Here is a 17,561-nt window from a genome sequence, read left to right on the forward strand (position 1 = left end):
GGCGAGAGGCATCGGGGCAGACATGACACGCATAGTGACGCATACGACGATCCTGACCGCCGCGCTCGTCGCGGGCCATGCCGGCTTTGCGCAGGACGACGAGGTGCGGACCAAGCAATACGACGACGGCGGCATATACGAAGGAACGTTCAAGAACGGCCTGCAACACGGCACCGGCACCTACACGCTGCCCAACGGCTATGAATATTCCGGCGAATGGGCCGAGGGCGAGATCCGCGGCGAGGGCGTCGCGCGCTTTCCCAACGGCTCGGTCTACGAGGGCGAGTTCGCGCGCGGCAAGCCGCACGGCCTGGGCAAGATCGTGTTCGCCGATGGTGGCACATACGAGGGCGAATGGGTAGAGGGTGAGATCACCGGCCAGGGTGTCGCGGTCTATGCCAATGGCGTGCGCTACGAGGGCGGATTTCTCAATGCCATGCATCATGGCACCGGCCGCATGGAAAGCCCGAACGGCTATCGCTACGAGGGTGACTGGGTCCGCGGCGTCAAGGAGGGAAGCGCCACCATCACCTATCCCGACGGCGCAATCTACGAGGGCGAGGTCAAACGCGGCGCACGCGAGGGTGAGGGCAAGCTCACCATGCCCGACGGGCTGATCTACGAGGGGATGTGGAAGGACGGCCAGATCGACGGCACCGGCAAGCTCATCCAGCCCAACGGCGATGTCTACGAGGGCGACCTGGTCGCTGGTCAGCGCGAAGGCGAAGGCCGCGTGACCTACGCCAACGGCGATGTCTACGAGGGCCAGTTCAAGGACGACATGCGCCACGGTCAGGGGGTATTCACCGGCACCGACGGCTATCGCTACGAGGGCGAGTGGCAGAACGGCAAGATATCCGGCACCGGTCGCGTAACCTATCCGGACGGCTCGGTCTACGAGGGCCAGTTTCGCGACGATCTCGCCAACGGGCAGGGCAAGATCACCTACCCTGACGGCTCGACCTACGAGGGCGAATGGGTCGGCGGCGTGATCGAGGGCACGGGCCGCGCCACCTATCCCAGCGGGCTGGTCTACGAGGGCGAGTTCGTGAACGCGCGCAACCACGGCCACGGCGTGATGACCTATCCCGACGGCTATCGCTACGAGGGCCAGTGGAACGACGGGCAGCGCCACGGGCAAGGCACGGCTACCTATCCCGACGGCACCATCTACGAGGGGGAATTCGTCGATGGCCAGCGCCACGGGCAAGGCAAGATCACCATCCCCGACAACCCCGACACGCCCGAGAACGACCGCTTCGCCTACGAGGGCGAGTGGCGCGAGGGCGAGATATCGGGGCGCGGCGTGGCGACCTATGCCAATGGCGATGTCTACGAGGGCATGTTCCTCTCCGGCAAGCGGCAGGGCGAGGGCACGATGCGCTACGCCGGCGGGAAAGAGGCGAGCGGCACCTGGGAGGACGGCGTGCTCACCGACAATCTCACCCGCACGGAATAGTCAGACCTCGTCACCCGCATCGAGCCGCGCCAGAACTGCCGCCGCGCCGTCACGCACGGCGTGATGGCGTTCCGTGTCCATCCGGTCCCATGTCCGGTAAATCGGCCCCATCCGCGGGTTGCGCCCGAACCGATCGCGATGGCGCACGAGAAAATCCCAGTAGAGCAGGTTGAACGGGCAGGCCAGATCGCCGGTCTTCGACTTTACCGAATAGGCGCAGGACGCGCAGTAATCTGACATCTTCGCAATGTAATTACCTGAAGACACATAAGGTTTCGACGCGACGATGCCGCCGTCGGCGAACTGGCTCATGCCGATCACGTTGGGGGCCTCGACCCATTCGAACGCATCGGCATAGACCGACAGGTACCATTCGTGCACCTCGGCCGGATCGATTCCGGCCAAGAGCGCAAAATTGCCCGTGACCATCAACCGCTGGATATGGTGGGCGTAAGACTCTTTCTGCGTTTGTTCAATGGCTTGCGAGACACAGTTCATCTTCGTCGGCGCACCCCAGTACATAGCGGGCAGCGCGCGCCCGTGCCCCAGCGCATTGCGCCGCACATAGCCGGGCCCCTCGCGGAAATAAAGGCCGCGCATGTATTCACGCCAGCCAATGACCTGCCGCACATAGCCCTCTGCGGCATTGATCGGCACACGCCCGGCCATCCACTCCTCGACCACACGGGTGCAGATTTCCCAAGGTGTGAGCAATCCGATATTCAGGTATGGCGACAGTACCGAATGATGCAGGAACCGGTCGCCCGCGATCATGGCGTCCTGATAATCGCCGAAACCCGCCAGAAATTCTCTCGCGAAATGGTCGAGCGCACGCTTGGCATGCGCCGCTGTGACCCCGAACCAGAACGGTCGCAGGTCGCCGAAGTTACCGCCAAAGCGGTCCGCGACCAGATCGAGCACCTCCTTGGTGATCGCGTCCGGTGCAAACCGCATCGGGCGCGCGCGCAGCATGTCGGCCCGCGCAGGCTTGCGGTTGTCGTGGTCGAAATTCCATTTGCCGCCCGCCGGTTTGCCATCTTCCATCAGGAACCCGGTCTTGCGCCGCATCTCGCGGTAGAAATACTCCATGCGCAACTCGCGGCGTCCCTCTGCCCAGGCGTCGAATTCCTCCAGCGAGCAGATAAACCGGTCATCGGGTAGCTGTGTCACCGTCAGCGGCGCCGCTTCCAGCGCCTCGATCAGCCGCCATTCGCCGGGCTGCGTGGCGATCACCTCGCTTGTCCCGTGCGCCTCGCCTCGCCGCATCAGCTCTCCCACGATGCTCCGCGACGCCCCCGCGTCGTCGAGCCGCGTATAGGCCACCTGCCAGCCGTCGGCGCGCAACTCGTCCGCGAAATGGCGCATGGCCGAGAGCACCAGCGCGATCTTCTTGGGGTGATGGGGGACATAGCTGCCCTCGTCCATCACCTCGGCCATCACCACCAGATCGCGCGCCCGGTCGCCCGCGCGCAACGCCGAGAGATCGTGGCTCAGCTGGTCCCCTAGCACCAGGACGAGACGGCTCACCACGGCACCGGCTTGCCCTGCCAGTCGAAGAATTGGCCGCTGTCCCCGGGCCCGAGATCGCCGATCACCGCGAGCAGGTTCTGCGCCGCCTCCTCCGGCGGCACCGACGGGTGACGCCCGAGATACTTCTCGGTGAACGGGGTGGCCACGGTGCCGGGATGCAGCGCCACGCAGACGGCCTCGCGGTGGCTACGCGCGAGCTCGATCGCGCCGGTGTGGATCATCTGGTTGAGCGCCGCCTTGGCGGTGCGGTAGCTGTACCAGCCGCCAAAGCCGTTATCCCCGATCGAGCCCACCCGCGCCGACAGCGCGGCAAAGACCGAGCGCCGGTCGCGCGGCAGCAGGTCCACGGCATGCTTGAGCACTAGCGACGGCCCCACGCAATTGAGCACGAACTGGTCCACCATCGCCTGTGCCGTTACTTGCTTCAAAGCCTTCTCGGGCCGCGCGCCGCCGATTTCCAACGCGCCGGTCGCCACCAGGATCAGGTCGTAGGGACCGGAAAGCCGCGCCAACGCCGCTCGCACGCTGCCCTCGTCGGTCACGTCGAGCCCGTCACCCGACCGCGACAGCCCCGTGACCGCGACACCCCGCGCGCCAAGCGCCTGCGCTACGGCAGCGCCGATCCCGCCCGAGGCGCCAATGATCAATGCGGTGTCCATCTCGCCAGAGCTAGCCGGGCGCACCCCCGATTCAAGCGTCGCGCGCCGCCAAATTCACGCTTTTCAACCGCGCGCCCCGCTCTTATAGTGACCGCCATGATGATGCAGGCCCATATCCGGATGTCGCATCGCGCCCCGGCGCGTGCCGATGGCCTGCGCGCGCTCCCCGGCCTTCTCCTGCTTAGCCGCCTCTGAGCGTGCCCCGCGGCGCGAGCGCTCAGAGGATGTGCACCCCCGCGCCCCAAGGCCAACGGACATCATTGAACAAAGAGACCCGACATGACTGATACAGCCAAGGACCGCGTTTCGCCGGAGGCGAAAAAAGACAGGGTGGTCATTTTCGACACCACGCTGCGCGACGGCGAGCAAAGCCCCGGCGCGACCATGACCCACGAGGAAAAGCTCGAGATCGCCGGGCTGCTCGACGAGATGGGCGTCGATATCATCGAGGCGGGTTTTCCCATCGCCTCGGAGGGCGATTTCCGCGCCGTGAGCGAGATCGCCAAGCAGGCCAGGAACGCCACGATCTGCGGCCTCGCCCGCGCCAACCTCAAGGATATAGACCGCTGCTGGGACGCGGTGAAACACGCCAACTCTCCGCGCATCCATACCTTCATCGGCACCTCGCCGCTGCACCGCGCGATCCCCAATCTGGACATGGACCAGATGGCCGAACGCATCCACGAGACGGTGACCCATGCCCGCAACCTGTGCGACAACGTGCAATGGTCGCCGATGGATGCCACGCGCACCGAATGGGATTACCTGTGCCGCGTGGTGGAAATCGCGATCAAGGCGGGCGCAACCACCATCAACATCCCCGACACCGTGGGCTATACCGCGCCGGTCGAGAGCGCGGACCTCATCCGCCGCCTGATCGAGACGGTGCCGGGCGCCGACGAGGTGGTGTTTGCCACCCATTGCCACAACGACCTTGGCATGGCCACGGCCAACGCGCTCGCCGCGGTCGCAGGCGGCGCGCGGCAGATCGAGTGCACGATCAACGGGCTGGGCGAGCGCGCGGGCAACACCGCGCTGGAAGAGGTGGTGATGGCGCTGCGCGTGCGCGGCGACATCATGCCCTATGACACCGGCATCGACACCCGCAAGATCATGCACATCTCGCGTCGCGTCGCCGCCGTCTCGGGCTTTTCCGTGCAGCCCAACAAGGCCATCGTCGGCAAGAACGCCTTTGCCCACGAATCGGGCATCCACCAGGACGGCATGCTCAAGAACGCCGAGACGTTCGAGATCATGCGCCCCGAGGATGTGGGCCTTGCCGCCACCAATATCGTGATGGGCAAGCATTCGGGCCGCGCCGCGCTGCGCGCCAAGCTGCATGACCTGGGCTATGACCTGGCCGACAACCAACTGGGCGACATCTTCGTGCGGTTCAAGGAACTCGCCGACCGCAAGAAGGAGGTCTATGACGAGGACCTGATCGCGCTGGTCAATGCCGGGCTCGACGACGAGACCGACCGCCTGCAGATCAAGCGGCTTCAGGTGGTGTGCGGCACCGAAGGCCCGCAACAGGCAACCCTCACCATGCTGATCGACGGCGAGGAAAAATCCACCGAGGCCACCGGCGACGGGCCGGTGGACGCCACGTTCAACGCGGTCAGGGCGCTGTTTCCGCACGATGCACGGCTGCAACTCTACCAGGTTGCCGCCGTGACCGAAGGCACCGACGCGCAGGCCACCGTCAGCGTGCGGATGGAGGAAGACGGCCGCATCGTCACCGGGCAATCGGCGGATACCGACACGGTCGTGGCCTCGGCCAAGGCCTATGTCCACGCGCTCAACCGGCTTCTCGTGCGGCGCGAGAAGACCGGCGCGGACAAGCGCGAAGTGAGCTACAAGGACGTCTCATAAGGCCGCGCTGCGGCCCATCCCGCGCGCCCGCGCAATCCCGCGGGCGCGCGCTTGGACTCATTGGCGGTCGTCGCGGCGCTCGCGCAGGATCGCGCGCTCGTCATGGACGAGACCGAGGCAACCGACCTTTTGTGGACGCTGCTTTCCATCCCGACATGGGAACACCTGACCCGCCTCTGCGACTGGCCGCAGGAGCGCTACCTGTCGGAAATCGCCCGCCTCGCGCACCCCGCTCTGACAGGCAAGCCGTGAGCCGCGCCTAGTCCGCCCACTCCCAGGGCCGCACGAACCGGCCGAGCACATGGCTCATCGCCTCTTCGTCCACCTCGCCGGTGCGGGTCAGTTGCGCCACCAGCCCGCGCTTCTTGTCATCGACGACCGAGGTCACCTGCGCCGCGATCCCCGCCTCCTCAAGCGCGGCGTTATAGATGCGGGTGATGGCGCGCTTGCGCAGGTCGGGCTTGAACACCTTGCCGACGGCGGTCTTGGGCAACTCGTCCAGCACCTCGACATGTTTGGGGATCGCCGCGCGCTCGTGGACATGCACCTTGCAGTATTCGCGCAGCTCCTCGCCCGTGGCGGTGCCGCCCTCGACCAGCTCGACATAGGCGCAGGGCATCTCGCCGGTGTGGGCATCGGGCTGGCCGATGGCCCCGGCCATCGCCACGTCGTGATGCGTCATCAGCGCCTCCTCGATCTCGGCGGGGTCGATATTGTGGCCGCCGCGGATGATCAGGTCCTTGGCGCGGCCCGTTATCCAAAGGTAGTCATCGGCATCGAGCCGCCCCAGATCGCCGGTACGCAGGTATTTGCCGTGGTAGTATAGGCTCGCGTTCTTCTCGGCCTCGGTATAGGTGTTGCCGGTGAATACGCCGGGGTTGGAGACGCAGATCTCGCCCACCTCGTCGACCTCGCACTCCACCGGGCCATCCGGGGTTTCCTTTATGATGCGTACTTCCGTGTAGGGAAACGGTACGCCGACCGATCCTACCTTCTTTTCCCCGTCGGGCGGGTTGCACGACACAAGGCAGGTCGCCTCGGTGAGGCCATAGCCCTCGATCACGGTCATGCCGGTCGCGCTCTCGAACCGATTGAACAGCTCCAGCGGCATCGGCGCCGAGCCGGAAAAGGCGTTCTTGACGGTCGAGAGATCGGCATCCACCTTGCGCTGCATCAGCGCAGAGACGGCGGTGGGCACGGTGATGACAAAGCTGATTTTCCAGCGCTCGCACAGCTTCCAGAAATTGTCGAACACCCCCTCGCCGCGATAGCCCGCGGGCGTGGGAAAGACGACATGCGCCCCCGACTTGATGCAGGCCATCAGGATCACGTGGCAGGCAAAGACGTGAAACAGCGGCAACGGGCACATCACGTTGTCTTCTTCGGAAAAGAGCAGCGTGTGGCCGAGCCAGCCATTATAGACCAGCCCGGAATACTTGTGCTGCGCGACCTTGGGCATTCCGGTGGTGCCGCCGGTGTGGAAATAGGCCGCCACCCGGTCGCCCGCGCTGTCCGCAAAGGTCAGCGTCTTCGGCTGCCCGGCCAGGGCCTTGTGAAAGTCCATCGCATCGGCATGATGGTGAACCGCGTTTTTCGGGCGCACCAGTGGCACGATCCAGCTCTTGGGCGGGCTGAGATAGCGGTTGAGGTCGATCTCGAGCACGGTATGGACCTGCGGCGCATGGCGCACCGCCTCGGCGGTCTTCTGCGCGATGTCCGTCTTGGGAAATGACTTGAGCGTGACGACGACCTTGGCGCCGGTCTCGCGCAGGATGGCACCGATATGCTCGGGCTCCAGCAGCGGGTTGACCGGGTTGACGATCCCGGCAATCGCGCCGCCGATGGTGGCGGTCGCTGTCTCGACGCTGTTGGGCAGCACCAGCGCCACCACATCCTGCTCGCCGATGCGCAGGCTACGGAACAGGTTGGCCGCCTGGCAGCACTGTTCCTGGAACTGCCGCCATGTCAGCGTCACCGCGTTGTCGGCGGGCCCCGACGTGAGCTGGTAGCTCAGCGCGGGACGGTCGGGAAAGGCCTGCGCCGTGGCGCTCAGCATCTCGTGCAGCGTGGCGGGCGTTTCGCGCGCCTCCCACGGCATCTCATTCTGGATCGCAAGCGCGTCCTGACGCGAACTGAACGTCATGGCCTCTTCCTCCCTTTCCCGCGCCTCTGGTGGCACGGCTCTCTCCCGTGCGCGCCAGAATGTGCGGGAACGGGGCGCGGCGCAAGTTTTACGCGGCGTTCCGACGTGCCGTCAGCCGTCGGCGCCGAGGCACTCCGCCAGCGCCCCGGCCATGTCCCCGATGAGAGCCGGATAGAGCGCGGGCCCCGGCGCGTGGCGGCCTCCCAGCGGGTCGAGCACGCCGTGGCGGGCGGTATCGCCAAACACCGACGAGACCCGCGAGCCGTCGAATTGCGGCTCGGTGAATACGCAGACGATCCCCGCCTCCCGTGCCATGTCACGCAGCGCGGCGATTCGCGCCGGCCCCGGATCGGCGGCGTCGCCCAGCGCCAGCGCCCCGGTGGGGGCCAGCCCGAATCGCGCTTCGAAATACTGGTAGGCATCGTGGTAGACGAGGTAGGGCGTGCCCTGCACGGGCGCGAGGCGCGCGGCGATCCGGTCCTCCAATGCGACCAGCTCCTGCGCGGCCTGTGCCGCGTTGGCGGCGTAGCGCGCGGCGTTGTCGGGGTCGTGCCCGGCCAGTTCCGCCGCGATCACATCGAGCCAGGCACGCGCGTTCGCCGGATCGAGCCACGCATGGGGGTCGGCGCCGTCATGGGCGTGGTCGTGGTCATCGTCGTGAGCGTCGTCGTGCCCATCCTCATCGTGCCCGTGCTCATCGTGGTCCTCGTGCGCGTGGTCGTCGTGTCCGTGCTCGTCATGCCCAGCATCGTCATGCCCGTCCGCGTCCGCCGCCGCGAATGTCAGCCCCTCGCGAAAAGTCCGCACCGTCGAGCCGCCCGCTCCCAGCAACGTGACCACATGCGCATCGCCCGCCAGCGTCTCTACCGAATCCGCCAACCACGGTGTCAGCCCCTCGCCCATCCAGAACACCACCTCGGCGCGGTCTAGCGCCGCCGCCTCGGAGGGGCGCATGGAATGGCCGTGCGGCGACGCGCCCGGCGGCACGATCAGCGCGGGCTCGCCCACCCCGTCCATCACCCGCGCCACCAGCGAATGCACCGGTGCGATATCGGTGGCCACCTGCGGCGCGGCCATACCTGGGCCGGCGCATCCCAGTGCCAGTCCGAAAGAAACGAGAAACCGGGTCGGCATTCAATCCTCCATATGTTACCTTATTACACATCTGCCGGGGTTGATAAGCGTTATGATATAACATATCAAGCCGCAATCGACCGCTGGAGACCGCCATGCACACACTCGGATTCGAGCATCACGACCATCACCGTTGCAAGCGCGAGGCGCTCGATGCAGCCGAGGCGCATTGCGCACGCCACCGGCTCAAACTCACGCCCCAACGCCGCCGCGTGCTCGAAATCCTGCTCGAGGGGCACCGCGCGATGGGGGCCTACGAAATTCTCGACACGCTGCGCGAAGAAGGGCTCGGGGCACAGCCGCCGGTGGCCTACCGGGCGCTCGATTTCCTCGTGACCAACGGCTTCGCCCACAAGATCGAGCGGCTCAACGCCTTCATCGCCTGCACTCACCCGGATGCCACGCACACCCCGGCCTTCCTCATCTGCCGCATCTGCGACGCGGTCGCCGAGACCCATGCCGAACCGGCGCGCGGGATGCTCGGCGCCGCCGCCGAGGCCGCCGGGTTCGAAATAGAACAGGCCGTGGTCGAGGCCGTAGGCCGCTGCCCGCGCTGCCGCGACGGGGCCGCGCCATGCCGCTGATCGCCGCCACCGACCTCTCCGTGCGCCTTGGCCGCGCCGAGGTGTTGCACGATGTCTCGCTCAGCCTCGAGCCGGGTGAGATCGTCACCATCGTCGGCCCCAACGGGTCGGGCAAGTCCACGCTGCTGCGCGCGCTGATCGGCGCGGTGCCGGTGAGTCGCGGCCATGTCCGCCGCGCACCGGGGCTGCGCATCGGCTACGTGCCGCAGCGCCTGCACATCGACCCGACCCTGCCGATGACGGTGATGCGGTTTCTCGCCCTGCCCCGCCGCCGCGCCGCGACCGACCTGCGCGCCGCGCTCGACCGGGCGGGCCTGCCCGACCTGCGCCACCGGCAGATGGCGGATCTCTCGGGCGGGCAGTTCCAGCGCGTGCTGCTGGCGCGCGCGCTGATGGACAGCCCCGACCTGCTGATCCTCGACGAGGCGACGCAGGGCCTCGATCAGCCGGGATCGGCGGCGTTCTACCGCCGAATCGAGGAGGTGCGGCAGGAGATGGGCTGCGCGGTGCTGATGGTCAGCCACGAGTTGCACGTCGTGATGAGCGCGTCCGACCGGGTGATCTGCCTCAACGGCCATGTCTGCTGCGAGGGTCGCCCCGAGATCGTCGCGCAGGCCGAGGAATACCGCGCCCTCTTCGGCACCGGCACCCACGGCGCGCTCGCGCTCTACCGCCACGAGCACGGGCACTCGCACGACCACGACCACGACCATAACCACGAGGCCGCCGAATGATCCTCGACGATTTTCTCGTGCGCGCGGCTCTCGCGGGCCTCGGCGTGGCGCTGGCGGCGGCCCCGCTCGGCAGCTTCGTCGTCTGGCGGCGCATGGCCTATTTCGGCGATGCCACGGCCCATGCCGCGATCCTCGGCGTAGCTTTGGCACTGGCCTTTGATGCTTCGGTCTTCGCGGGCGCGCTGGTGATGTCGCTCGCGATGGCAAGCGCGGTCTCCACCCTCTCGGGGCGCGGCTTCGCGATGGACACGCTCCTGGGCGTGTTGGCCCATTCGGCGCTCGCCTTCGGGCTGGTGGGGGTGTCGTTCCTGTCGGGCGTGCGAATCGACCTGATGGCCTATCTCTTCGGCGATATCCTCGCCGTCAGCCGGGGCGACCTCGCGGTGATCTGGGGTGGCGCGGCAGGGGTCGTGGCGCTGCTGGTCTGGCGCTGGCAGGCGCTGCTGACCGCGACGCTCAGCCCCGATCTGGCGTGGTCCGAGGGGATCGACCCGCGCCGCGAGCAGATGGTGCTCACGCTGGCACTGGCGCTGGTGGTGGCGGTGGCGATCAAGGTAGTGGGCGTGCTGCTGATCGCCGCCATGCTGATCGTGCCCGCCGCCGCCGCCCGCCCGCTCTCGGCCACGCCCGAACGCATGGCCCTGATCGCGACGGCGATCGCCGGGGCGGCGGCGCTGGGCGGGCTGGCTGCCTCGTTCCGGCTCGACACGCCCACCGGCCCCACCATCGTTTGCGTGGCTGCGCTCATTTTCGCGCTGACCATGACCGGCCATAGCCTGAGTGGAATTATCGGAAATAACCGTTGACTCATTCTGTCAGAATTGCGACAGATTTCCGAGTTAAATACTCGGATCAACCAAGAGGAGTCCCCGATGAATCCGATCAAGGCTGCGCTCTCGGCCACCGCGCTGATCGCCCTCACGGCCCCTGCCTTCGCGCAGGAGGTCAACCTGTATTCCAGCCGTCACTATGACAGCGACGACGCGCTCTATGCCGCCTTCACCGAGAAGACCGGCATCACCATCAACCGCATCGAGGCCAAGGCCGACGAGCTGATGGCGCGGATGGAGGCCGAGGGTGCCAACAGCCCAGCCGACGTGTTCATGACCGTCGATGTGGGCCGCATCTCGCGCGCCGAGGAAAGGGGGCTGCTTCAGCCGTTCGAATCGGCGGTGATCGAGGCCAACGTACCCGCCCACCTGCGCGACGACGAGAATCTCTGGACCGGCCTGTCGCAGCGCGCGCGCATCATCTTCTATTCCAGGGAACGGGTCGAAAACCCGCCGCAAACCTATGAAGAGCTTGCCGATCCCAAGTGGAAGGGCCAGGTCTGCATCCGCTCGTCCTCGAACATCTACAACCAGTCGCTCATGGCGTCGATCATCGAGACCCACGGCGAGGAATCGGCCCGCGATTGGGCCGCCGGCATTGTCGCCAATATGGCACGCGCCCCGCAGGGCGGCGATACCGACCAGCTTCGCGGCATCGTCTCGGGCGAATGCAACGTGGCGGTGGCCAACACCTATTACTACGTGCGCGGCCTCGCCAGCGACGTGGACGGGCTCACCTCGGGTATCGACGGTGTCGGCTTTGTCTGGCCGAACCAGAGCGGGCGCGGGGCACATGTCAACCTCGCCGCCGCTGGCATCGCCGCCAACGCCCCCAACAAGGACGAGGCGACCGCGCTGCTGGAATACCTCGCCAGCGCTGAGGCACAGGCGCAATTCGCCAACGCCAACAACGAGTACCCGGTGATGGCCGGTGTGCCGATCGGCGAACACGTGGCGCAACTCGGCATCTTCATCCCCGACAACGATACGCCCACCTCTTCCTTCAAGGAGCACGCGACCACCGCGCAGACCATCTTCAACGAGGTCGGCTGGGACTGATCCGCAAATTGCGCAATCCGCATCAGTGATGCCGAGGTGTCGCAATTTCGAACCGAAAAAGGCTATCAACTTCTTCTGAAATTGCTTTAGGGTCGGGGTCTCCAAACGGGATCCCGGCCCTTTTGCATGAAATCCGTTCGGCTACGCCTGCTCATTCTCGCGCTGCTGCCCCTGGTGGTGCTGATGCCCGCGCTTCTGGCGGTGGCGGTCGGGCGTTGGTCGGCCAATTACGACGCGCTGCTTATCACCAATGTCGAAACCGACCTGCGGGTGGCCGACCAGTATGTGCAGCGCATCCTGACCACCACCGGCGGCGACGTCACCGCGCTCGCCCGGTCGCTGCGCTTCGACCGCGCGCTGCGCGAGGACGGGGCCGACCTCTCCGGTTTTCTCGACCGGGAACGCGATACGCTGGGGCTCGATTTCCTCTACTACCTGCCCCGCGCAAGGACAGGTGACACCGGCTGGCCGGTGATCGCGCGCGCCGCCGCCGGGGTGCCCGCCACCGAGATCGACCTCTTCGCGCAGGATGACCTCGCCGCCCTGCCCGAAACCGGCCCGGCACTGGCCGACCGCGCCCTTGTGCCGCTCATCCCCACGCAGGCCGCCGTGCCCACCACGCGCACGGTCGAGGATCGCGGCATGGTCGTGCACAGTGCCACGCCAGTCACCACCGACGGGCGCGAGGGGGTGCTGGTGGGCGGCATCCTGCTCAACCGCAACCTCGATTTCATCGACACGATCAACGCCCTCGTCTATCGCGACAGTGGCGCGCCGGGGGCACGGCAAGGCACCGCCACCCTGTTTCTCGAGGATGTGCGCGTCTCGACCAACGTGCGGCTGTTCGAGGGCAGCCGCGCGCTCGGCACCCGCGTGTCGGCGGCGGTCCGACACGCGGTGCTGGACGAGGGGCGTACCTGGCTCGACAGCGCCTTCGTGGTCAATGACTGGTACATGTCGGCCTATCGCCCGATCATCGACAGCACCGGGGACCGCATCGGCATGCTCTACGTGGGCTTTCTCCAGGCGCCGTTCGACGCGGCCAAGCGCAACGCCTACCTCATCGTATTTACGGCATTCCTGGCCGTGGTCGCACTCAGCGCGCCGCTTTTCCTGCGGCTGGCACGCAATATCTTCGCGCCGCTAGAGCGGATGACCCGCACCATGGAACGGGTCGAGGCGGGCGACCTCGAGGCGCGCATCGGCCCGGTGCCCGCGCGCGACGAGATCGGCACCGTGGCCGCCCATCTCGACAGCCTGCTCGACCAGGTGCAGGAACGCGACCGCGCGCTGCGCGCCTGGAACGACGAACTGAACCAGCGCGTTGATGAGCGCACCGCCGAGTTGCGCGAGGCGAATGCCAAGCTCGAAAGCACCTATCAGCAACTGGTTATGTCCGAGAAACTCGCCTCCATCGGCGAGATCACCGCCGGTGTCGCGCACGAGATCAACAACCCCACCGCCGTCATCCAGGGCAATCTCGACGTGATCCGCGAAACACTCGGGGACCGGGCAGAGCCGGTGCTCCACGAGCTTGGGCTCATCGACCGGCAGGTCGGCCGCATCAGCGCCATCGTCGGCAAGCTTTTGCAATTCGCGCGACCCACCGAGTTCGGCAGCTTCGAGGAAGACGTGGACCTGGGCCAAGTGCTGCGCGACTGCCTCGTGCTGGTCGATCACGTCCTGTCCAAGGCCGAGATAGAGGTCAGCATCTCCGAGGCGCCCGACACCCCCCTCGTCACCATCAACCCCGGCGAATTGCAGCAGGTCATCATCAACCTCGTGACCAACGCCGCGCAGGCGATGGGCACCGGCGGCCGGCTGATGATAGAGACCCGCCCGATGGCGCGCGAGGACCGCCCCGGCGCGGCGCTCGTCGTGGGCGACACCGGGCCGGGTATCCCGGAGGACAAGATCGCCGCGGTGTTCGATCCGTTCTTCACCACCCGGCACGGCGAGGGCACGGGCCTCGGCCTTTCAGTAAGCCAGACGCTGATCCGACAGGCGGGCGGCATTATCACCGCCCGCAACCGGCCCCGGAACGGTGCCGAATTCACCATCTGGCTGCCCGCGCAGGGGGCGCGCTGACCGGCCGCGGGAAAGAAGCTGCAGGGATGCGCGCGACGCGCCGCTCACATCCCGCCGAATTTCTCGTCGAGATAGTCCAGCAGCGGCCCCGCTGTCGGCTCTTCCCCGCCGCAGGCGCGCGCGATCACCTGCGCCGGGGCATACCGCCCGCCATGCCGCTGCACCTGCGTGCGCAACCACGCGGTCGCGCCGCCGGTCTCGCCGCGCGCAAGCTCCGCCTCCAGGTCCGGCACCGCCCCGCGCATCGCGCGGTAGAGGCACCCGGCATAAACATTGCCGAGGCTGTAGGTCGGAAAATAGCCGAACAGGCCCACCGACCAGTGCACATCCTGCAACACCCCGTTCGAGGCCCGATCCACCGCATAGCCGAAATCGGCGGCAAAGCGGTCGTTCCACGCGGCCTCGAGATCATCGGTGCCCAGATCGCCCGCGATCAACGCCTTTTCGAGGTCAAAGCGCAGCATGATATGAAGGTTGTACTGCACCTCGTCCGCCTCTGTGCGGATATAGCCGCGATGCACCCGGTTGACCGCGCGATAGAACGTCCCGGCATTGGCCACCCCGAAATCGCCGAACATCTCGCGCATCCGGTCATAGAGCCAGCCGGTATAGGCCCGGCTGCGCCCCAGCTGATTCTCATAAATCCGGCTCTGGCTTTCATGCACGCCCATCGACACGCCCTGCCCCAAGGGCGTCAGTCGATATTCCGGGTCGATCCCCTGCTCGTAACAGGCGTGACCGGTCTCGTGGATCGTCGAATAGAGGCAGTTGAACGGGTCATGCTCGCTCACCCGCGTGGTGATGCGCACATCGTCGCCCGAGCCGGACGAGAACGGATGCACCGCCATATCGAGCCGCCCGCGCGCGAAATCATAACCGAAATTGCGCGCCAGTTCGCGCGACAGGCGCAGTTGCGCCTGTTCGTCGAAATGCGCGTCCAGTGCGGGCCACTCCCGGTCGAGCGCGCGGGCACGCAGATCGACCAGCCGGGGCCGCATCTCGGCAAACATCTCGTCAAGCCGTGCCGCATTCATCTCCGGCTCGAAATCGTCGATCAGCGCATCATAGAGGTCGCGCCCCCGCGCCACCGCAGCCGCCTCCTCGCGCTTCAATCGCACCACCTCGGCCAGCACCGGCGCAAACACCGCGCAATCGTCGGCAGCGCGCGCCTCGGCCCATTGCCCCTGCGCCCGGCTCGTCAGCCGCGCCAGCGCCACCGCCAGGTCGCCCGGCACCAGCGTCGCGCGATCGTAATCGCGGCGGATATGGTGCAATTGCGCGCGCTCCACCTCATCCGTGGCCACGCTCTCCGCCTCGGCCAGCAAATCGCCGCGCCGCGCATCGGTACGCCGCGCATGCAACACCGCTTGCATCGCGCCACTCTCCTCGGCGCGCTGCTCGGCGGCGCCGCGCGGCATCATCGTCTCCTGATCCCAGCCGAGCCGCCCGGCGACCTGCGCCAGCGCCTGCGTTTCGCGCTCCAGCGCCATCAGATCGTCATATGCTGCCATCTCAGGTCCCCCTCAGCGACGTGGCACGCGGATACTGGCTCAGGAACCGTGCCCGCAGGATCAGCACCCATATCACCACCGCCACGAATTGGTGCGCGATAGCCAGTTGCCACGGCGCGATATAGAGCACCGTCATGATCCCCAGAACCATCTGCAAGGCCAGCACGCCGATCACTGCGGTGAATGCCCCCCGCGTCACCCCGTGCGCGCTGCGCCGTCCACGCAGCCAGACCACCACGCCAAAGGCCAACAACAGATAGCCGCTCACCCGGTGAATGAACTGAACGGTGCCGGGGTTTTCAAAGAAATTCCGCCACCACGGGCTCAGGTCCATCATGTCGGGCGGCAGGATACCCCCGGCCATCAGCGGCCAGTCGGTATAGGTGCGGCCTGCGTCGATCCCCGCCACCAGCGCACCCAGCAGGATTTGCAGAAAGGCGAAATGCATGAGGCCGGTGGAAAGACCGAATAGCCTGCCCTCGCGCCCGCGCCGGGCCTGCATCAGCTCGCGCTCCTCACGCCCCAGCGCCATCACGTACCACGCGATGAACCCGAGGATCACGAAGGCAAGGCCGAGATGCACGGCGAGCCGGTAGGACGCCACCGCGATCATCCCGTCGCCCAGGCCAGAGGACACCATCCACCAGCCAATCGCGCCCTGCGCGCCGCCCAGCGCACCGAGGCCAAGAAGCCGCCCGGTCCAGCCCTTGGGTATCTGCCGCGCCAGCAGGAAGCCAAAGAACCCCAGCGCCCAAACGAGGCCGATCACCCGGCCCAGTTGCCGGTGGCCCCACTCCCACCAGTAGATCGCCTTGAACTCGGCCAGGCTCATCCCCTTGTTGAGCAATTCGTATTGTGGAATCGCGCGATACTTGTCGAATTCCTGCTGCCAGACGGACTCGGACATCGGCGGCAGCGCGCCGGTCACCGGCTTCCACTCGGTGATCGACAGCCCGCTATCGGTGAGCCGGGTAAGCCCGCCGACGGCGATCATCACCACCACCAGCGCAAACAGCAGCATCAGCCACAGGCGAATCCCGCGCCGCGCGCCGCGCCGCCCGGCGTCGATGCCGCCCGCCTTCGGCTCGGCCTTGGGCTGATCCGCGCCCACCTCCTCGAAAATGCTGCGTTTCCCGGTCATGCCCCGCCCCTCGAATTGCCGATGCGGCAGAGATTAGGCCGCGCACCGCACGCCTTCAACCGCGCCCGCCCCAGCGGACCATCTGCCGCATGATCCCGTGCAGCATCCGCACATCGGCGCGCGTCAGCGGCATCCGGCTCCACATGTTTCGCAGGTTGCGCCGCATCCGCGCCGCCTTGTGCTCGGGAAAGAAGAACCCCGCCGTCTCCAGCCGTTCCTCGTAATGGTCGGCCAGACGCTCGATCTCGACCGCCTCGGCCCAGTCGGCACCGGCCATGTCCACGCGCTCGGCCACCACCTCGGCCGTGGCACGCCGCCACTCGTAGGCGCAGAGCAGTACGCATTGCGCAAGGTTCAGGCTGGGAAACTCGGGATTGACCGGCACGTTCACCAGCGCGTTGGCGCGCGCCACGTCGTCATTCTCCAGCCCCGCGCGCTCGGGACCGAACAGCATCGCCACCCGCTCTCCGGCAGCGATGCGGCGCGCAGCCTCCTGCATCGCGCGCTCGGGGCTCAGCACCGGCTTGGTCATCCCGCGCGCGCGCGCCGTCGTCGCCATCACGTACTGGCAATCGCCAATCGCACCCGCCACGTCGTCAAACAGCCCCGCCTCGTCCAGCAGCCGCCCCGCGCCGCTCGCCATCGCGCCTGCGGTGGGGTTGGGCCAGCCGTCGCGCGGCGCCACGAGGCGCATGCGGTCGAGGCCGAAATTCCACATCGCCCGCGCCGCGGCGCCGATATTCTCGCCCATCTGCGGGCGCACCAGCACGAAGGCAGGCTGAATTCTGTCGGTGTCGGGGATCGCCGGGCCGGTCAT

Annotated in this window: 15 protein-coding genes; 8 read left to right on the forward strand and 7 right to left on the reverse strand. The window is 66.9% G+C overall.

From position 1 onward, the window contains the following. Positions 1-22 precede the first annotated feature (22 nt). Entirely contained in the window at positions 23-1,459 is a 1,437-nt protein-coding gene (locus AC13D8_RS10095; protein ID WP_482968717.1) for an MORN repeat-containing protein, read from the forward strand. Here the strand turns inward: AC13D8_RS10095 and AC13D8_RS10100 are convergent, their stop codons facing one another. Both AC13D8_RS10100 and AC13D8_RS10105 read right to left on the reverse strand, forming a co-directional pair. Beyond that, complete coding sequence (locus AC13D8_RS10100; RefSeq protein WP_482968718.1) at positions 1,460-2,989, reverse strand: cryptochrome/photolyase family protein; 1,530 nt, start codon at positions 2,987-2,989, stop codon at positions 1,460-1,462. It lies immediately after the preceding gene. Further along, positions 2,983-3,648: an SDR family NAD(P)-dependent oxidoreductase gene (locus AC13D8_RS10105; protein WP_482968719.1), complete on the reverse strand. Its 666-nt coding sequence runs from the start codon at positions 3,646-3,648 to the stop codon at positions 2,983-2,985. The genes AC13D8_RS10100 and AC13D8_RS10105 overlap by 7 nt, the downstream gene beginning before the upstream one ends. A gap of 279 nt (positions 3,649-3,927) precedes the next feature. Between AC13D8_RS10105 and AC13D8_RS10110 the strand changes: the two genes are divergently transcribed. Continuing rightward, the gene (locus AC13D8_RS10110; RefSeq protein WP_482968720.1) at positions 3,928-5,520 is read left to right on the forward strand and encodes a 2-isopropylmalate synthase; all 1,593 of its coding nucleotides are present in this window, start codon (positions 3,928-3,930) and stop codon (positions 5,518-5,520) included. Positions 5,521-5,571: 51 nt separating this feature from the next. Beyond that, entirely contained in the window at positions 5,572-5,772 is a 201-nt protein-coding gene (locus tag AC13D8_RS10115) for a hypothetical protein (RefSeq protein WP_482968721.1), read from the forward strand. Positions 5,773-5,779: 7 nt separating this feature from the next. Here AC13D8_RS10115 and AC13D8_RS10120 read toward each other — a convergent pair whose 3' ends face one another. Both AC13D8_RS10120 and AC13D8_RS10125 read right to left on the reverse strand, forming a co-directional pair. Beyond that, complete coding sequence (locus AC13D8_RS10120; RefSeq protein ID WP_482968722.1) at positions 5,780-7,663, reverse strand: acyl-CoA synthetase; 1,884 nt, start codon at positions 7,661-7,663, stop codon at positions 5,780-5,782. A 111-nt stretch (positions 7,664-7,774) separates the two neighbouring features. Next, the gene (locus tag AC13D8_RS10125; RefSeq protein ID WP_482968723.1) at positions 7,775-8,797 is read right to left on the reverse strand and encodes a zinc ABC transporter substrate-binding protein; all 1,023 of its coding nucleotides are present in this window, start codon (positions 8,795-8,797) and stop codon (positions 7,775-7,777) included. A gap of 95 nt (positions 8,798-8,892) precedes the next feature. Between AC13D8_RS10125 and AC13D8_RS10130 the strand changes: the two genes are divergently transcribed. The 5 genes from AC13D8_RS10130 to AC13D8_RS10150 all read left to right on the forward strand — a co-directional run bounded on the left by AC13D8_RS10130 (position 8,893) and on the right by AC13D8_RS10150 (position 14,092). After that, positions 8,893-9,381 carry a Fur family transcriptional regulator gene (locus tag AC13D8_RS10130; RefSeq protein ID WP_482968724.1) on the forward strand — a complete coding sequence of 163 codons (489 nt, stop codon included), beginning with the start codon at positions 8,893-8,895 and terminating at the stop codon, positions 9,379-9,381. Beyond that, positions 9,372-10,115: a metal ABC transporter ATP-binding protein gene (locus AC13D8_RS10135; RefSeq protein WP_482968725.1), complete on the forward strand. Its 744-nt coding sequence runs from the start codon at positions 9,372-9,374 to the stop codon at positions 10,113-10,115. The genes AC13D8_RS10130 and AC13D8_RS10135 overlap by 10 nt, the downstream gene beginning before the upstream one ends. Beyond that, a complete protein-coding gene (locus AC13D8_RS10140) occupies positions 10,112-10,921 on the forward strand; it encodes a metal ABC transporter permease (RefSeq protein WP_129433989.1) in 810 nt (269 codons plus the stop codon). Before AC13D8_RS10135 ends, AC13D8_RS10140 begins: the two co-directional genes overlap by 4 nt. Positions 10,922-10,987: 66 nt before the next feature. Then, positions 10,988-12,004: an extracellular solute-binding protein gene (locus AC13D8_RS10145; RefSeq protein ID WP_482968726.1), complete on the forward strand. Its 1,017-nt coding sequence runs from the start codon at positions 10,988-10,990 to the stop codon at positions 12,002-12,004. Positions 12,005-12,130: 126 nt separating this feature from the next. Continuing rightward, on the forward strand, positions 12,131-14,092 hold the full coding sequence (locus tag AC13D8_RS10150) for a sensor histidine kinase (RefSeq protein WP_482968727.1): 1,962 nt from the start codon (positions 12,131-12,133) through the stop codon (positions 14,090-14,092). A gap of 44 nt (positions 14,093-14,136) precedes the next feature. Here AC13D8_RS10150 and AC13D8_RS10155 read toward each other — a convergent pair whose 3' ends face one another. Genes AC13D8_RS10155 through AC13D8_RS10165 form a run of 3 tightly spaced genes read right to left on the reverse strand, consistent with a single transcriptional unit; the run spans position 14,137 to position 17,561 of the window. After that, on the reverse strand, positions 14,137-15,603 hold the full coding sequence (locus tag AC13D8_RS10155) for a carboxypeptidase M32 (RefSeq protein WP_482968728.1): 1,467 nt from the start codon (positions 15,601-15,603) through the stop codon (positions 14,137-14,139). 1 nt (position 15,604) lies between these two features. Next, on the reverse strand, positions 15,605-16,744 hold the full coding sequence (gene ctaA, locus AC13D8_RS10160; RefSeq protein WP_482968729.1) for a heme A synthase: 1,140 nt from the start codon (positions 16,742-16,744) through the stop codon (positions 15,605-15,607). 55 nt (positions 16,745-16,799) lie between these two features. After that, positions 16,800-17,561 carry an RNA methyltransferase gene (locus AC13D8_RS10165; RefSeq protein ID WP_482968730.1) on the reverse strand — a complete coding sequence of 254 codons (762 nt, stop codon included), beginning with the start codon at positions 17,559-17,561 and terminating at the stop codon, positions 16,800-16,802.

It is taken from the genome of Roseovarius sp. B-10 (assembly GCF_056859295.1).